General features: G+C 60.2%; 13 protein-coding genes. 3 read left to right on the top strand and 10 right to left on the bottom strand.

The window, feature by feature from the left end; all coding sequences use genetic code 11:
* The first annotated feature begins 15 nt into the window (after positions 1 to 15).
* Positions 16 to 1,101, top strand: a complete 1,086-nt coding sequence (locus tag F6V30_RS09730; protein WP_151156779.1) for a glycoside hydrolase family 99-like domain-containing protein — start codon at positions 16 to 18, stop codon at positions 1,099 to 1,101.
* 364 nt (positions 1,102 to 1,465) lie between these two features.
* The gene (locus tag F6V30_RS09725; protein ID WP_191965643.1) at positions 1,466 to 2,449 is read left to right on the top strand and encodes a WD40/YVTN/BNR-like repeat-containing protein; all 984 of its coding nucleotides are present in this window, start codon (positions 1,466 to 1,468) and stop codon (positions 2,447 to 2,449) included.
* 196 nt (positions 2,450 to 2,645) lie between these two features.
* On the opposite strand, the gene F6V30_RS09720 is transcribed toward F6V30_RS09725, so the two are convergent.
* From F6V30_RS09720 to F6V30_RS09700, 5 genes are all read right to left on the bottom strand, one after another.
* A complete protein-coding gene (locus F6V30_RS09720; protein WP_191965642.1) occupies positions 2,646 to 2,999 on the bottom strand; it encodes a PilZ domain-containing protein in 354 nt (117 codons plus the stop codon).
* A gap of 75 nt (positions 3,000 to 3,074) precedes the next feature.
* Positions 3,075 to 4,220, bottom strand: a complete 1,146-nt coding sequence (locus F6V30_RS09715; protein WP_151156776.1) for a DUF1972 domain-containing protein — start codon at positions 4,218 to 4,220, stop codon at positions 3,075 to 3,077.
* A gap of 220 nt (positions 4,221 to 4,440) precedes the next feature.
* Positions 4,441 to 5,586 (bottom strand): response regulator, encoded by a 1,146-nt coding sequence (locus F6V30_RS09710; protein WP_191965641.1) that lies wholly within the window; start codon positions 5,584 to 5,586, stop codon positions 4,441 to 4,443.
* Between the two features lie 664 nt (positions 5,587 to 6,250).
* A complete protein-coding gene (locus F6V30_RS09705; RefSeq protein ID WP_151156774.1) occupies positions 6,251 to 8,494 on the bottom strand; it encodes a two-component system response regulator in 2,244 nt (747 codons plus the stop codon).
* Entirely contained in the window at positions 8,491 to 10,665 is a 2,175-nt protein-coding gene (locus F6V30_RS09700; RefSeq protein WP_151156773.1) for an HDOD domain-containing protein, read from the bottom strand. Before F6V30_RS09700 ends, F6V30_RS09705 begins: the two co-directional genes overlap by 4 nt.
* Positions 10,666 to 11,016: 351 nt before the next feature.
* Between F6V30_RS09700 and F6V30_RS09695 the strand changes: the two genes are divergently transcribed.
* Positions 11,017 to 12,408: an MptA/MptB family glycosyltransferase gene (locus tag F6V30_RS09695; protein ID WP_151156772.1), complete on the top strand. Its 1,392-nt coding sequence runs from the start codon at positions 11,017 to 11,019 to the stop codon at positions 12,406 to 12,408.
* 13 nt (positions 12,409 to 12,421) lie between these two features.
* Here F6V30_RS09695 and F6V30_RS09690 read toward each other — a convergent pair whose 3' ends face one another.
* The 5 genes from F6V30_RS09690 to F6V30_RS09670 all read right to left on the bottom strand — a co-directional run bounded on the left by F6V30_RS09690 (position 12,422) and on the right by F6V30_RS09670 (position 16,738).
* A complete protein-coding gene (locus F6V30_RS09690) occupies positions 12,422 to 13,897 on the bottom strand; it encodes a glycosyltransferase (RefSeq protein ID WP_246163408.1) in 1,476 nt (491 codons plus the stop codon).
* A 45-nt stretch (positions 13,898 to 13,942) separates the two neighbouring features.
* On the bottom strand, positions 13,943 to 14,473 hold the full coding sequence (locus F6V30_RS09685) for a hypothetical protein (RefSeq protein ID WP_151156771.1): 531 nt from the start codon (positions 14,471 to 14,473) through the stop codon (positions 13,943 to 13,945).
* A gap of 16 nt (positions 14,474 to 14,489) precedes the next feature.
* Positions 14,490 to 15,305, bottom strand: coding sequence for a sulfurtransferase (locus tag F6V30_RS09680; RefSeq protein ID WP_246163406.1), 816 nt, complete (start codon positions 15,303 to 15,305; stop codon positions 14,490 to 14,492).
* Between the two features lie 97 nt (positions 15,306 to 15,402).
* The gene (locus tag F6V30_RS09675; protein WP_151156769.1) at positions 15,403 to 16,155 is read right to left on the bottom strand and encodes a glycosyltransferase family 2 protein; all 753 of its coding nucleotides are present in this window, start codon (positions 16,153 to 16,155) and stop codon (positions 15,403 to 15,405) included.
* Positions 16,156 to 16,168: 13 nt separating this feature from the next.
* Complete coding sequence (locus tag F6V30_RS09670) at positions 16,169 to 16,738, bottom strand: class I SAM-dependent methyltransferase (protein ID WP_151156768.1); 570 nt, start codon at positions 16,736 to 16,738, stop codon at positions 16,169 to 16,171.
* Positions 16,739 to 16,749 lie beyond the last annotated feature (11 nt).

The raw sequence follows: 16,749 nt of genomic DNA, 5'->3' as shown, positions 1-16,749 counted from the left end.
GACGGGAGGCTCTTTATGAAACGGATACAATTCGTCGCCTTATTGGTACTGTTATGTGGGACGAGTGCCGGATCATATGCCCAAAACTATTCCATAGGGGTCTACTATTACCCCGGCTGGCGGAGCGATTACATCAACTGGAAGGACATCAAGGGTCTGCCCGGATCGAGATCACCCGGCAAACCATGGCCTGAGCGGGTGCCATTGCTCGGCTATTATCCGGAGGAGCAGCAATGGGTTGCAGAGAGGCACATCGATCTGGCGACCAAGTACGGGATCAATTTTTTTGTCTATGACTGGTATTGGGACGGCAGCAGCCCCCAGTTCAACCATGCGATAAACAACTATCTACATGCCAAGAACAGAAGCAAGCTGCAATTCAGCATTCTCTGGGACAACGCCTTTGCGACACTGACAACCCTGACTCAGTATGACAACATGGTGTCATACTGGATCAACAACTATTTCAATCAGCCGACCTTTTATCAGATAGACGGCAAGCCGGCGGTGTTTATCTTTTCCAATCCCCAGTTGCTCCTATACGCGACTACGCTCGGCACCTCGGTTCAGTCGTTGCTGCAACGAGCTGATTCAATGGCGAAGAGCAGGGGATATAACGGTATCTATTTTGTGGCAACTATCAACGACATGCCAGCCACCAGCCTGGAAAATCAATTGTCCGGCCGGGGGTTCAGCGCCTATACCGGGTGGAATTACGCCATGGCCAGAGGCGCATTGGTCGACGACTACAGCACGATGGTGGATGGTTATCTGGCCTACTATACCGCTGCGGCGAATACGGCAAAGATCCTGCCGTACCTTGTCCCGGCCAGCCCCGGCTACGACGAAAGACCGTGGCACGGCGCCACGTCCATTGTCAGAAACAACCCTACCCCCGACAAATTCACACGGATGTTGACGGGGGCCAAAGCACTCCTGGACCAGCAGCAAAACACGGCAAAGATATTATTGATCGAAGCCTGGAACGAATTCGGGGAAGGCTCCGTCATCGAGCCGACAAACAAATGGGGTACGAGCTACCTGGAAACGATCAGGCATGTCTTTGTTCCCTCGGCGGCCGCGAAGAAAAGGCCCAAATGAGGCCCGCCCGGTCCTGGTACATGACATGACGGGCCGCGCTGCGAACAAGACCCGCCGGATAAACTACGGCGCAACAACCTGACAAAAGGCCCGGAGGAAGATTCCTCCGGGCCTTTTCTTATATGTCCCATTCCGGCACGCCACGGCCCCTGGCGCCACACGGCAGCGGGGCAAACAAACCCTCTCCAACGTGACAGTCGTCACACCCTTATCCCCTGTTTCAGTTATATATTGGCTCATAGCTTGTCCTATCCCTGCTGTCGCAAAACACCGTAGCGGAAATTCCTTTGCACCCCTAGGCCGCCTGAAAGCTATCTTTCCGATAGCCCGCCGACCGCAAGCACAACAACAACAAGGAAAGCAGATGAAAACAACCAGACTTTATGCTTTGTTCGCGATAATCGCGCTATTTTACCTGCTGCAGGCCTGCGGCGGTTCAGGGGGAGGCTCCGGCTCCAGCCAGCCCCTCACAACGAGCGCGGCCCCCGTGGCAACATCGCTGGCAATGTCCGTGAATGCGCATGATGCAAGCCGCAACTGGCGGTCGGTGGCCAGTTCCTCGGATGGCACCAGGCTGGTCGCCGTGGTGGAGGGGGGATATATCTACACCTCTGCGGATTCCGGGACGACCTGGACCCCGCGGGATGCCTCCCGCGTCTGGATCGCCGTAGCTTCGTCCGCAGACGGCGCCAGGCTGGTGGCAGCGGAATTGGGGGGGCAAATCTACACATCGACAGATGCGGGCGTAAGCTGGACCCCCCGCGCTGAGGAGCGGAGCTGGTCCGGCGTTGCCTCATCCGCAGACGGCGTCAAGCTGGTCGCAACGGAGATGGGGGGGCTGATCTACACATCCTCGGACGCGGGGATTACCTGGACCCCCCGCGACGAGGAGAGAAACTGGATGAGCGTGGCATCGAGCGCCGACGGCACCCGGCTCGTGGCTGCGGAGACGGCGACCGGGCAGCTGTACACCTCCACGGATTCCGGGGCGACCTGGACCCCGCGCAATTCAGCATCAGGATGGTATTCCGTGGCCCTGTCCTCGGGCGGCACCAAGCTGGTTGCAGCCGATAGCACCGGCCGGCTCTCCACATCCGACGATTTCGGCGCGACATGGAGGGACACGGGCGTTTCGAGCAATACGTGGGCCGCCGTCGTATCGGCCGCAAACGGGGCCAGGCTGTTCGCCCTGGCGGAGGATGGGGCTGTCTACACCTCTGCGGATTCCGGGGCGACCTGGACCGTGAGCCCGTCGGGCGTACTTTGGACGGCCGTTGCCGCATCCGCGGACGGGTCCCGGCTGGTTGCCGTGGCCCAGGGCGACCAGGTCTACACACTCACCAACTGAACCACCCCGCTGGTAGCGGCGGTGCAACTCCAGCCGCACCAACCAGTTGGTGCGGTCCCGGCGGCCCGCCAGGTCCACGTTGACGATCCGCTCCGCTCCATACATCATCAAGGCATCGAGATTGCCGTACACCGGCACGGTCCAGAAAATGCTCCCCCACGTTCTTTCTCTCCACTCGACAACGTACTGATGTGAATTAGTGAATGCAGTGGGCCATTTTGTAGGTCTCATGCATCAAGAGCATCTGATCGTGGCATTTGGAAAGAATAATATCCCGCAACAGGACAAAAGAACCGACATCTATTTTGCATATCTTCATGCCAAAGTATAACCCTAAAAAGTATATTGCCTGAGTATTCAAATATATAAACGTATTCGAAGAAAGTCGGATGGCAACCTTGAGAGGTGTATTCAATGGCAATGGGCCGGATGTTTCACTATTAAAGCCTTGCAGGCTCAGATTTTTTACAGTGCCTGAGATGACACAATCGTCATGCCTGATTGCGGCAACCCCGGAAAAATCCACCCTTGTAAAATTTCTATTTTCCACCTTGAAATCCCCTTGGGAAATTCCAAAACCGCCGCATGCGATCGATGCCGATCCTTTGCCATACAATTTCACGCCCTAAATATTGCGGGCGCTGTTAACCATTACCGGCTTGTATGAATGGCCCTTGGAAAGGGGGGCATCGACGAGCCCCTTGTAGGTATCCGTGACGTATTCCCAGCTATAATATGTTTGAATCCGCTCCTGTGCGAGGGTCTTCAACCGGTCTCTTTGTTCAGGGGAGCTGGATTCAAGCGCTCGAATGCGTTGAGCGATATCCTGGTGCCGGTGAAAATAGGTAGCCGCTTCTCCCGCAACCTCCCGATTGAATATATTGTCGTGGGCAATAATAAGGTTGCCGCAGCCGAGCGCCTCCAAAAGTGACGGGTTTGTCCCTCCCACGGTATGACCGTGAAAATAGCCCAATGCGTGATACCGGAGGGCCTGCAACATCCTTCGATCGTAAACTGGACCGATAAAGCGGACCCGCTCGTTCTTCAGCTGCAACAAAACTTTCACATGATCCGTAGCCGGGGCGATGTTACCGACCACTACCAGGGGGTGGGCACTGCCCGATTGCAAGTAGCCTTTCACGATCTCCCTGACCGAGTTTTCAGGCTCGAGTCGGCACACGACCAGATAATACCTGCCGGGCATCAATTGCCACTCTTGTAGCATACGGGCATCGGGAGCCTCCTTTACAACGGTCGCGCCGTAGGGGATGACGCTGGCGGGAGGGATGCGGGCATGGCGTGATTGCAGATGGCGGAGGATGCCTTGGGCATCGGTGATCACCCGGTCAGGCGTCCACATGGCCAACGCTTCCATCAACCTGAACCAAAGCTTCGCCATCGGGCCCCACTTGGACCGGGCCCATTCCACGCCATCCATATTGATCCAAACCGTGCTGCCCCATAAGCGGGGGAGGAAACAGAAGATACTCGCGCCATAGCCGAGCATGTAGACAACGTCGAAGGCCTTGCGCGCATGCCACAGACAGAGCACGTCGAAAATGATCGTGGTCAGCGGTCCAAGGCGCGGGGCCTTGATATGCACCAGGTGAACGCCCCGATAGGTTTCGGCCGCGCTGCCAGCCCCGGCTTCACAGTACACCGTGACCTCCCCTCCCTGCTGTACGAGCCTTACAGACAGTTCTTCGGCAAAGGTCTCAAATCCGCCATAACATGCGGGAATGCCGCGTGTGCCAAGGATAGCAAGCCTCATATCATCCTCCTTGCCCAAGAATGCCACAGCAACACCGCCACTTGGGCACGCAGATCAACTCTTTGGAAGCTCCTTGATAGATAATAACAGGTCGCTCGGGTGGTGGAGGTGGGACGATGTCTGAATTTATTGTCGGATGTACAGGCGGGAATTGCTAGGAATTGCAGGAAGCAGCGGTACGCTGTTGTCCTAGAGCAGGGGGGAAATCGGTGGAGCCGCGTCAGAGGGTAAAATAGAAGGTCGCTCCCTTGCCTATTTCACCATCGGCCCAGATCCTACCGCCGTGACGTAAGATGATCCTGTGTGCTGTTGCCAAGCCGATGCCCATCCCTGCGATCTCGTCGTTGCACTGAAGACGCTGGAAAGGGACAAAAAGCTTTTCCGCATCCCGCTGGTCAAAGCCTGCCCCATTGTCGTGAACAAAGTAGACCAAGTCGTCTTCCTTGTTGATCGCCCCGAACTCGATCCGGGCGTCGTCTGTCTTCGAGGAGTATTTCCACGCATTTCCGAGCAGATTTTCCAGCACGATCTGCAGCAGGTCCGGGTCGCCGTAACCGAATATCCCGTCGACTATGTGGAACGTGACGTTGCGACGGCGATCCTGGGCCAGCAGGCTGCCGCTAATCTCATCGGCGATCTTGCTGAGACAGGTCCAACTCTTGTTTACCGCGCCTTGCGAGTGCATGGAGAATTTGAGCAGTACCTCGATGAGGCTGTTCATGCGGGAGATCTCCCGATTGATAACCTCAAGATACTCCTTGCCCCGATCATCCAGCACAGGGGCATAGTTGTCGCAAAGTACCCGGAAAAAACCGCTGGCAACGACCAGGGGGGAGCGAAGGTCATGGGCCACCGTATAGTTGAAGGCCCCAAGCGCCTGGTTAGCCAATTCAAGCTCAGCGGCCTTTTGGGCAAGGCCCGCATTGAGGGCCATGATCGCGTCGTTTTGTTGCACCAATACCCGTTTCGACCTGATTATGTCTATTGCCTTGTCAACGACCTTGAAAACCTGCTTTATGTTGATTGGCTTCAGGATGTAATGACTGACGCCGACCTCGATGGCTTGCAGCAGGTGTTCCGTATTGGAGCACGCGGTCAGGACGATGATCTCAGTGGTGGAACTCAAGGTTTTGATTTCAGCGGCCATGCTGATGCCGTCGGAAATAGGCATATTCACATCAGTGATAACGATCTCTGGGCGATGCCGCTTGAACGACTTGACCCCCGCTTTCCCGTTGGCGGAAAATAACAGCCGCACATTCGGGTAACGATGGCAGATGAGCTTACCGAGTACTTCCCGCGATTTCTGCTCATCGTCGACATAAAGTATGGAAATGACGTGATCGTCTGAATTACTTGTGTCCATATGCGATACTACTCCCGAATCGTGATATGGGCTCATTCAGTATGCGCCACCCATTCTGCTCCCATGCGTTGCCGTCTATCCCTTGCAACAGGCAACTGAAGCAAGCAGGTAACTCGAACTCTCCTGCAATATCCGTAAATGATACTAGTTTAACAGTCGGATAAGGTATGTCAATCAGAGGCGGCCGGCTCCGACTTGACTCAACTAGTTGGTTCAGCAGAACATGGGCAATGTGAAGTAGTCAGTCAATAGTAGACATGATATTTGCGGTTCAAGCTGCAGCTTGGCGGAAGACTAGCTTTTCGGTGATGGTCCCGCACCGGGCGTCGATCATGGGGGATCCGCCGGAGGAATCCTTCGCCCTGAGGAAGGTGACTTCGGACAATTATCCAAGAGAACTACTGTGCAGTTCATGGTTGTTCTTAACTGGGTCTGTTTTGAAAATGCATCTAACCAGATAATATGACTGAAATTAAAATAAGAAGCGCATCATAACCCGAAGGTCACAGGTTGAAATCCTGTCCCCGCAACCAAACAAAACAAGGACTCAGGCTTAATCGCCCGAGTCCTTGTTTGTTACCCTGCCGCAGCTACGCCCCCTACCCGCGCGCACTCCGCACCGCCGGACACTATGCCGTGTCACGTGGTGAACCGGCCATTTGCTTCAATCGGGCAAGCCGACCGGCACAGCCATGCCGGAGGTCGATGATCGTGTGCCGTAGTGCCACTGGCTCGAGAACCCCGGGAGTGAATTCATCAGCATCAGTTTAACCTCGGCGGCAGGTATCGGCTTGCTGAAAAGATAGCCCTGCATCTCATCGCAGCCGAGCTCGTTCAGGGTTTCCAACTGGAACATGGTCTCGACGCCCTCCGCCACGAGATGCAGTCCAAATCCGCGCGCCATGCCGATAATGGCATGGAGAATAGGTGAGACCGTCGTTCCCGCCGCCAGGTCGCGGACAAACGACTGGTCGATCTTAATGGTGTTGATGGGGAACTTGCGCAGGTAATTGAGCGAAGAATAGCGGGTGCCGAAGTCATCGATGGAGATTCGCACCCCATGATTGCGCAGATAGCGCATCTTGTCGATGATACCCGGGGCATCGTGCAACAGGAGGTTTTCGGTAATTTCTATCTCCACGGCATCGGTTGGGAGACCGAACTTGGTAATGTTGCAGACGATCCGCTCGAGAAAGTCACTATGGGTGAACTCCGAAGGCGAGACGTTGACCGAAATACGCAGATTATCCAGCCCTATTTCACGCCAGCGGGCCATTTGGCTGCACGCCTCTGCCAACACCCAGTCGGTTATGTCGCAAATCAGTCCCGACTCCTCGGCCAGATCGATGAAGCTGGCCGGATTCAATAGCCCGTGCACCGGATGCCGCCACCTGATCAAGGCTTCCAGGCCGACGATCCGGTCCCCGCAAATACTGACCTTGGGTTGATAGTACAACTCGAACTCAGAGTTGCTGATGGCCTGCCGCAATTCGTTTTCAAGGCTGATGCGCTCGTGATAGCAGGCATTCATCTCAGGGGTAAAGAACAGGTAGTTGTTCTTGCCGGTCGCCTTGACCTTGTACATCGCGATATCGGCGTTCTTCAACAGCACATCGGCACTATCCCCGTCGCTGGGATACACGGCAATGCCGATGCTGGCCGTTGCCCGGAATTCCTGCCCTCTCACCAGGAATGGCGCCTTCAGCACATCGAGCACCTTCTCGGCGATGATACCCGCATCCTCGGGGCGATACAGATCCGGCAAAAGCACCGTGAATTCGTCCCCACCCTGGCGGGCCAGGGTGTCGCCGCCCCTGACGCAGTTGCGCAGGCGATGAGCCACGTTTACCAGGAGTTCATCCCCTTCGGCATGCCCATGGGTGTCATTCACGAGCTTGAAGCGGTCGAGATCGAGAAACATGACACCCACCAGCCGGCCATTCCGTTTCGCCTGGCTCATGGACAGTTCGAGCCGGTCCTTGAACAGTCTGCGGTTCGGCAGATGGGTAAGATGGTCGTGCATGGCCTGAAAGCTGATGGTCTCTTCGGCTTTCTTGCGCTCGGTGATATCGCGCGCCACGCCGTAGGTGCCGAGAAAACGGCTCGCCAGGGAGTCATCGCCATCACCGTTTTCCTCATAGACCCCCATGGCGCTTACCACCACGACGATCTGGCGGGACTCGAAGCGGTGGCTGCCGTTGCACTTCAGGCGCACTTCCATATTTGTCGTGGCACGGGTGTCGCGGCGGCGCTCGGTGAAGGCATATCTGGCGATATCGATGTCTTCGTCAGAAACGATTGCGGTGAAGTGGCACCCCACCAGTTCGTCACGGGAATAGCCGAGCAGCGACTCGGCCCGGCCATTGATGAACATGAAGCAGCCGTCCGTATCGAGCGTGTAGATGATATCCGGGGAGCTCTCCACCAGGAACCGGTGCATGCGCTCGGAAAGTTCGAGGCGCATGGTCATCAGCGCATTGATGCGCTCCAGACGGCTGCGCAGCAGGGCGTTGTCGACCTTCTGCTGCATCTCTTCCAGGTCATAGGGCTTGCGGATGAATTCCACGGCTCCGCCGCGAAGGGCACGTATGGCGGAGTCGATGTTGGCATCCGCACTGACCATGATGACTCGCGTCGTCGCATTGAAATTCACGAGCCATTCCATCACATCCAGGCCGGAAATGCCCGGCAGATGGATGTCCAGCAGGACCAGATCCATGTCGTTGTTCTTGAGTACGGCGATCGCATCTTCGCCGCTTCCGCACTCCGCGATGTCCCGGTTTGGGCCCTCCAGGAGCTGGTGCAGGCTGGAACGCATCCGCGGTTCATCGTCGACGATGAGTATGCGTTCCGGTTGCTCAACCACTTCGTGCGTATGGTTGAATTTCGATTGGACGAAAAAATTCATTCTTTGGGTTGTCCCTCGGATTGCGGCAGAAGAATAATGAAGCACGCTCCCTGCCCCGCCTGATTCTGGCATCCGATTCGACCGCCGAGACGCTCGACCAGTGACGCCACGATAGACAGGCCGATGCCGGAATGACCCGGGCGCCTGTTGGCGGCCAGCGGCTTGAAGAGCCCCTGCATGACCTCCGGGGGCAGGCCGGGGCCCGAGTCGCTGACATGAATTTCGATGGAGGGCTGCCCATCCAGCAGCATGTCCCCGCGCGTGGAGATGGTGATGCGGCCCCCTTCCGGCATCGCCTCTGACGCGTTTTTCCAGAGGTTGAACAGGATCTGTTTGAAACTGTCCCGCTCCCCGCTGACCGGGGGGAGGTTGGGCTCCAGCGATTTGAGGAGGGTTATGCCGCAACCGGCGAAAAACGTTTCGCCGTACAGCGCCAACATCTCCTCGATCACCGTATTGACGTCGAATAGACCCGTGGCCGTCGGAACGTCGCCGCCCTCGACCAGACTCCGCACGATCTGCGTCACGCGATCGATTTCCTCGCCGAGGATCGTCATCTCCTGATGCACGTTGAGTTCGTCGGGCAGCTTCCGGCTGACGATCTTCAGATAGTTTTTGATGATGGCGAGCGGGTTTCCGGCTTCATGCACGACCTTGCGTGCCCGCTGTTCGAAGCCGCTCTGCAGGGTTGTGGCAACCTCCTGCTCGTGATCGCGCGCTTCTCTCCAGGTTTCAATGCTCTCCGCAGCCAGGTTGGCGAAACGAGCCACCAAGCCGAGGCGGGGCCGTATCCTGGCATATTGGGCAGCGGTCACTCCATAGACCATGACGCCGATGTGATTCCCGCGGACACACAGGGGAGCGTACAGGACGCCCTGGCACCCCAGCGCGCGGGCGATCTGCACATCGACAAGCGAGGCCGCCGACGAGCGCTCATCATCAAAGGTGGAGGCGGGCTGTTGTTCCAGGAGAGCGGTAGCCGCAAGGCTCTGCCCGGAGCCGAGTTTAATCCGGAGCCGCTGAAGCAGGGCCGGCTGTCCGGCCAGGTCCGCCCCGGAGAGCACCTGCCTATCCTGCTGGACAAAGAGAAAGGCGATGCGCCCCACGCCAAACAGGATTCGGGCCGATTCGCGTACGGCCAGGACAATTTCGGCTTCGCCGCAGAGGCCGGAGAGGTTTTGCTGCAGGGAATTCATGGTGGCCATGTCACGCACCATCGTTTCCAGGCGGGAATAGGTCACGCTGGTATCGTTCAGCTTTGGTCTGAAGTGTTCGAACGGGGTGGCGAAATACGGAAGGGTCTTCGTGTGGCCGGCGCACTCGATGTCAAGCGCGGCAGCCAGTTCGGCGATGCGTTCGGTACATGCCTGCTGCATGGTCGCCACATCGGAGGCGGTGATGCCAAGGGCCGATTCGACAACGGCTAACGTGGGGGTTGCTTCGTCTTGTACGGGCCCCGAATCCCTGGTGTCATCGATGATATGCGCAGACCACACGATTTGACTGAGGAAATCGGCCTTTACAATCTCGCTGGCCGGCCGGTGATGAAAAAGAATCGCATCCGCCATGAAGGACGAGAGGTTCCATTGATCGACCAACCAGGCACCGACGGCGGTATGATCGGTACCGAGCTGGGAATTTTCAGCGCCGTGAAGAGCGGTTTCATCGGCGCTCCCGTCAAGCAGAACGCCGTAGCTGTCACCCATGCCCCCCAGCAGGAGCAACTGGCCGATATCATGCATCAGGCCGGCCAAATAGGCCTCACCCGCATCGGGGTAGTTGACGCGTGAGGCGATGACGGAGGACAGCTCGGCAACCCGGAGCGCATGGCCCCAAAATCCGGTCAGATCGTATCGCAAATCACCGGCAGTGCGGGCAAAAACGCTCTGAATGGCGAGGCAGGCGGCCAGAGTCCTCATCAGGCGCGTGCCCAGCACGACCAGCCCCTGATCAAGGCTTTTGATCTCCGTCCCACCGCGTAGCGCCGGCGAATTTGCGACCGTGAGAACCCGTGCGCTCAGTGCGGGGTCCTGCCCGACCACCTTTGCCAAGTCGGCCATCGATGCCAGATCGTCATGCGTCACGGTCAAAAACCGCAGCAATACCTGCGGCATGGACGGCAATTGGATCGACTCTATGGCTTCAAGGATCGTTCCCGGAATCTGTTGCAATCAAAATCCTCCTTGTAGTGCGTTGGCAAGGCACCAAGAACGGAATTTATTGACATGCGAGGGAATATAATAAAATTTCACCTATTAAGCCACAAATACTTACTTTTTAACAGGAAATAAATTAGATTACGATAATTTTTTTGTAAACGGGTTAGTTATCCATACCACCGCCGCCGGGGAGAACGACGGCATGCGCCCTATGCCCCGCCCCACTCCTTTGGCACGTGGTCACGGCGGTTATGGACGAGTGAAAGAGCGCCACGACGAATTTCACACTTTAAACTTGGATTTTCCGGAACGGGCAGATACTATTCACCAGCCTGTCACGTCGCGCCCGGACCGCCATTATCCATGAACATCTGCGAAAAACGCCAAAAACAGGGTGACGGCCGCGCCATCCCGGCCTTGTTGCCGGCAGCCATCATCCTTACCGCCGCTTTTCTCCTGGCCCTGCAACCGGAATTGCGCCTGGCGGTGCCGATGCTGGTGGGCGCCACGGCGGCCATGGCCATGGCGCTCGCCGCTACCCTCTATTACGGCGAGCGGGAAAAAATTTCCTGGTCCCCGGCCGTCATTCTCGCCGTGGCGCTCGTACTGCGCCTGCTGTTTCTGTTCGCCCCGCCCCAACTCTCCGACGACAGCTACCGCTACCTGTGGGACGGCAGCAGGGTGCTGCACGGGATCAATCCTTACGCAGCGGCACCCGCCGCCGTGAGGCCGCCGCCGGAACTGGCCGCCGTTCATGCCCGGATCAATCATCCCGGCTATGTCACCATCTATCCCCCCATGGCCCAGGTCATCTTCGCCGGGGGGGCCGCCCTCGGGGGCGCCATTACCGGCCTCAAGGCGCTTCTGGTGCTGCTCGACCTGGGGCTCTGCCTGCTGGTGGCACTGCTGCTGAAACGGCTGGAGCAGCCGGTGTGGCGGGCGGCGCTCTATGCGTGGAATCCGCTGCCGCTGCTGGAGATCGCCGGATCGGGGCATGTGGACGGCGCAGGCCTCACCATGCTGATCGGCTCCTTCTGCCTGCTTGCGGCGGACCGCCGGAACGCTCCCGCATCCGGTGGGCGGCCATGGCCGTTTCTGCTCTCCGGGGCGCTGTTGGCGGCTGCCGGCCTGGTGAAGCTGTTCCCGTTCATCCTCGCGCCGCTGCTCTTCCTCATGGTCCCGCCGGGGCGGCGGCGGTATTTTGCCGCCGGGTTCCTGGGCGGCCTGGCGGCCCTGCTGCTGCCGTTTCTCCCCCACCTGGCCAACATGGCCGCCACCCTGGACGCCTACGCCCGCAATTGGGAATTCGCCGGGTTCGCCTTCCACATCCTGCGCACCGCGACCGGCTCGGGGACGGCAGCCAGGATGCTCCTGTCCTCCTCTTTCCTGCTGGTCGCCGCCACGATCACGCTCCGTTGTATCGGCAGCATCGGTTGCGGCATCCCGACGGCCGCCGGGATGCGCCGGGCGCTGGGGGCGTCCTATGCCATCGCCATGGCGTTCCTGCTTTTCACCCCTACCCTGCAACCCTGGTATGCCCTCTGCCTGGCGGTCTTCCTCCCCTTTTGCGCCGGCCCGGCCGGCCTGGTGCTCTGCTGGGCGGTCTTTTTGGCCTATCGGGTGCAGCTACCCTACTTCATCCAGGGGCAATGGCTGGAGAGCATGCCGGTGACGGCGGCGATCTTTCTGGCGCCGGTAACGGCATACCTGGCGGGCAGATTGTTCGGGGGAAAGCGGCGGGCGGCGGCATGCTAGCGCCCGGCAGGATTCAGAGCGTCCGGCGGGACGGCAGCGCCTCGGTCAGGTCCTTGGCGATCACTAGGGCGAACCCGAAGGGGAAGAGCAGGAACAGCGGCACGGCGAACCAGGTTTCCCGCTGCCAGGCGAAGAAAAGCGGCAGCAGGCAGTAGATGAACAGTGCGCCGTTCATGGCGATGTAGGGGATACTTTTCTGGCGGTAGAGGAAGGCCAGCCCCGGCATCCGTTCCCGTCCCTGGACGCCGAACTTCGGCGTCCGCTCGAAGGTCCCGCCGGAGCGGCAGAGCCCCTGCAGCACCGAGATCGAGATGCTGGGGGCCAGCCCGATGGTGAGGGCGGGCAATAGCAGGAGATGCCGCAGCTTTCCGGTCCCGCTGCGGAGGGCGTAGAGCAGGAAGTAGCCCATGATCGCCCCGCTGGTGGCCAAAAAGATCGGCAGGTCGATGCGCAGCATCTGGTGCAGGCCGATGCCGACCCGCCAGGTGACCGCCGGGTAGAGGGTCAGCATGACGACCATCCCCAGGAGCCAGTAGATATTGGCCATGAGATGGGCCACCGCCTCGACCTTGACGGCCAGGGGAAGTCGCGCCCGCAGCAGGCGGGGCAGGATCTTGCGGGCGGTCTGGACGGACCCCTTGGCCCAGCGCTGCTGCTGGCTGCGCAGCGCCGCCATGGTCACCGGCAGCTCCGAGGGCACCCGGCACTCCTCCCGGTAGACGAAGCGCCACCCCGCCAGTTGGGCCCGGTAGCTCAGGTCCAGGTCCTCGGTCACCGTATCGGACTGCCACCCCCCGGCGGAGGCGATGGCGCTCCTGCGCCAGACCCCGGCGGTGCCGTTGAAGTTGAAGAACAGCCCTTCCTGGTAGCGCACCCGGTGCTCGATGCTGAAATGGGGGCCGAGCAGGAGGGACTGGATGCCGGTGAACCAGGAGTGGTCGGCGTTGCAGAAGCCCCAACGGGTCTGGACCATGCCGACGCCACCATCCGCGAACCAGGGGATGGTGGCGTGGAGGAAATCGGGGGCCGGTATGAAGTCGGCATCGAAGACGGCGATGAACTCGCCCCGCGCCGTCGCCAGGCCATGGGCCAGCGCCCCGGCCTTGTAGCCTGCGCGGCCGGTTCTGCGCACCACGTCTATGGCGATCTCCTCCCCGCGCCACCGGGCGGCCCGCTCGTCCACCAACTGGCGGGTATCGTCGTCCGAATCGTCCAGCACCTGGATCTGGAACCGGTCCCGGGGCCAGTCGAGGCGGGCGGCGGCGTCCAGCAACCGTTCCGCCACAAAGCGTTCGTTGTACAGCGGCAGTTGCACCGTGACCATGGGGAGGGCGGCAGGCAGGGGCGGCTGCGGCGTCCCGGGGCCTTTGGGGCGGTACAGGCAGCGGATCAGCCGGATCCGGTGCATGCCGTACAGGCAGAGGCCGAACAGGGCGCTGAAATGGACCGCGGTCAGGACCGGTATGAGTGCGTGCAGCAGGGGCCTCATGCCTGGATCATACCGGTGCGCCCTTCATGGTGATCAGTGCCGTCACTATGGTTCCTCCGGCTCGGGGCAATCGCAGGGGATGCCGAGCTGTTTTTCCTCGAACAGATAGTTGTCCGGCCGCCAGGCCCGCAACGATCCGGCCTCCCCGGCCTTGCCCAGCGCATCCTCGCCCGGCACCACCCAGAATTTCTTCAGCCAGGTGTGCCAGACGCCGTGGAGTTCCAGGTTGCCGCGCCGGTCGCTCTCCCCCCGGGCCAGGATATCCACATGCGGGGGAGCGTCCGCGTATCTGACCAGGGCGTAGGCCGAGCGGGGGCGCAGTCCGGCGGCATTCAGGGCGAAAGCGCCGCTCTTCTCGCGATAGACCAGCCTGCCGGTGGCGCCCCCCGTGACGATGGCCCAGGTGGCGGGGTTCTTGGCGAAGAGGAGCAGTTTCTTCTTGCCGCTCCCCTGGGTCGCCTTTGCGGGGGCCTGATCCGTACCGGCGCAGACAACCGCGGGTGCGGCGCACAGGAAAAGCGACAGCAGCACCAGAGCACACGCGGCGCGGTATGATGACGGTACGGGGCTCATCATGGATAACTACCCTTCCTTACTGGCCCGACCGCTTGTCCCAGGCGGCCCAGCCTCCCTTGTAGTTATGGGCCTCGGGCAGTCCCGCCAACTGGTGGGCCGTCCAGGCATAGCCGGAGCGGATGCCCCCCAGGCAGTAGTAGACCACCGGTTTCGAGGTATCCACGCCATGCTTGGCGAGCAGTTTCTTCAACTCCGCCGCCGGCAGCGGGCGGCGCTCCTTGCCGGTGTAGAATTCCTCCCACGGGATATGGACGGCGCCCGGTATCCTCCCCTTGAGCCACTCGAAGGTCGAGCGGACATCCACCAGCGCGTAGGCCCCTTTCCCGTTTTGCACCTCTTCCGTGGAGATCTGGTACTGGGGCTTGAGGCTCACGCGGTAGCGGGCCTTTCGGGCGGCGGGCTTTTCCGCCCCCCTGACCAGGGGCAGGTTCTGGCCGCGCCAGGCCTGAAGGCCGCCGTTCAAGAGCCGGATGGGGCCTTTGTGCCCGAGCCAGGAGAGGAGCCACACGTCATACCCCTCCCCGCCCCAGCTCTTGTCGGCATCGCCGTACACCACCACCGGCGTCTTTTCGTCGATCCCCAGCCAGGCCAGCGCCACGGCCACCTCCTGGGGCGGAAACGAGCTGTACTTCACCCCTTTGGCGTCGGTGCGGGTGTAGTTCTCCCAGGAGAAGGGGATGGCACCGGGGATGTGGCCCGCTTCCCAGTCGGCTTTGGGACGGGCGTCCAGGACGACCCATTTTGCATGGTTCCCTTTCAGGGCGGCCGCATCGATCAACCCCAGATCGGCCGCCATGGCAACCGGGGAGCAGCAGACGGCTGTCGCCGCCATAACCAACAAGACACCTATAACCCGAAACAAGCCGGCCCGCGTGGCGGGCCGAAGAGATGGTGCGCTAACCTGCATGACTTCTGCTCCTTATCTTTGTCTAGTGCGGCTCGGCAACAATAGCCGTTCCGGAAGGTAGTTCCCGCCGCTGTTTCTGCCGTAGCCCCTGGAACACTTCGCGGCCGATAACCCAGAGGATCGTGCTCCCGGCCTTGACCGTGCCGCCGATCGTCCGGCTGATCTTGGACGTTCCGGCGCTGCGGCGGTGATAGGGGACGTCGATTTCTTCGATCCGCAACCCTGCTTTGATCGCCCGGACCTGCATCTCCACCGTCCAGCCGAAGGCCCGGTCGGCCATGGCCAGGCGCTCCAGGTCCCCCCAGCGGATGACCCGCATGGGCCCCAGGTCCCGGTAGCGGTGCCGCCAGAAGAGCCGGATCAGTCCGGTGGCCAGCCAGTGCCCGAAGCGTTGCTGGAAACTGAGGGCCGCCCGTTCCACCGGCACCCGCCGCCCCAACATGAAATCCCGCTCTCCGGCGACCACCGGGGCGATCAGGCCCGGCAGGCCCGCCAGGTCGTCGCTGCCGTCGGCGTCGACGAACGCCACGATGGCCGGGGGCTTGTGCCGCAGGCAGGCCAGCCCGGCCAGGCAGGCCCGTCCGTACCCCGGCACCGGCTCGCCGACGACCTGGGCTCCCCAGTGGGCGGCGACCTGGGCCGTGCCGTCCGTGGAGCCGTTGTCCACCACTACGACCCGCGTGATCCCCAGGGGCACGCTGCCAAGCACCCCCGGCAGTGCGAGCTCTTCGTTCCGGGCCGGGATGATCAGGGCTATGTCGGGGGGGGCGATCATGTCAATTCCTTTTTCAACGCTGAAACAATAGCCCATAATGATAGGGCGGAAAATCAAAACGGTTACGTTCGTCGAATCCAAAGCCGGCGGCTTTACCCCACGCAATACATTCTTCGGGGCGTGGCCGGATCTCCAACACGGGCCCCCGCGGGGTGGACGGGTCATGATTCCAGTGGATGACGGCCAGCACGCCACCCGGCTTGAGGATGCGCCACGACTCCGCCATCAGTGCGATCGGCTGTTCATGGTGCAGTATGTTGAACTGGAGCGCCGCATCGATCGAGTTGTCCGCGAATCCCGTGCCCTGGCCAACGAAATCCCGCACTGACGCCCGTATGTTTTTTATTCGGGCATGCCTGCTTTTTTCCTGCACGGCAGCCACCATCTCCTGCTCGATATCCTGGGCGTAGACAGTACCAGCCACCAGCCGGGCTGCCGCAAGGGTGAAGGTTCCATAACCACAACCGAACTCTACCACATCCCCTATCCCCTGATCGAGCCCGAAAGCACGGAGGATGAAATCGGGATCGAAAAAACCGGACCACATACACTCGTCGGGCATGCCGCTGTCGCGCACTTTCATGAAAGAGACCT

The sequence above is a fragment of the Oryzomonas sagensis genome, assembly GCF_008802355.1.
GTDB lineage: Bacteria > Desulfobacterota > Desulfuromonadia > Geobacterales > Pseudopelobacteraceae > Oryzomonas > Oryzomonas sagensis.
This window is presented reverse-complemented; position numbering and strand designations above follow the sequence as displayed.

Coding starts and splice junctions, on each gene's coding strand:
- F6V30_RS09715 (WP_151156776.1), bottom strand. CDS start 4,220: ATGAGGCTTGCTATCCTTGGCACACGCGGCATTCCCGCATGTTATGGC.
- F6V30_RS09710 (WP_191965641.1), bottom strand. CDS start 5,586: ATGGACACAAGTAATTCAGACGATCACGTCATTTCCATACTTTATGTC.
- F6V30_RS09730 (WP_151156779.1), top strand. CDS start 16: ATGAAACGGATACAATTCGTCGCCTTATTGGTACTGTTATGTGGGACG.
- F6V30_RS09680 (WP_246163406.1), bottom strand. CDS start 15,305: ATGGCGGCGACAGCCGTCTGCTGCTCCCCGGTTGCCATGGCGGCCGAT.
- F6V30_RS09690 (WP_246163408.1), bottom strand. CDS start 13,897: ATGAGGCCCCTGCTGCACGCACTCATACCGGTCCTGACCGCGGTCCAT.
- F6V30_RS09675 (WP_151156769.1), bottom strand. CDS start 16,155: ATGATCGCCCCCCCCGACATAGCCCTGATCATCCCGGCCCGGAACGAA.
- F6V30_RS09695 (WP_151156772.1), top strand. CDS start 11,017: ATGAACATCTGCGAAAAACGCCAAAAACAGGGTGACGGCCGCGCCATC.
- F6V30_RS09725 (WP_191965643.1), top strand. CDS start 1,466: ATGAAAACAACCAGACTTTATGCTTTGTTCGCGATAATCGCGCTATTT.
- F6V30_RS09670 (WP_151156768.1), bottom strand. CDS start 16,738: ATGAAAGTGCGCGACAGCGGCATGCCCGACGAGTGTATGTGGTCCGGT.
- F6V30_RS09685 (WP_151156771.1), bottom strand. CDS start 14,473: ATGATGAGCCCCGTACCGTCATCATACCGCGCCGCGTGTGCTCTGGTG.
- F6V30_RS09705 (WP_151156774.1), bottom strand. CDS start 8,494: ATGAATTTTTTCGTCCAATCGAAATTCAACCATACGCACGAAGTGGTT.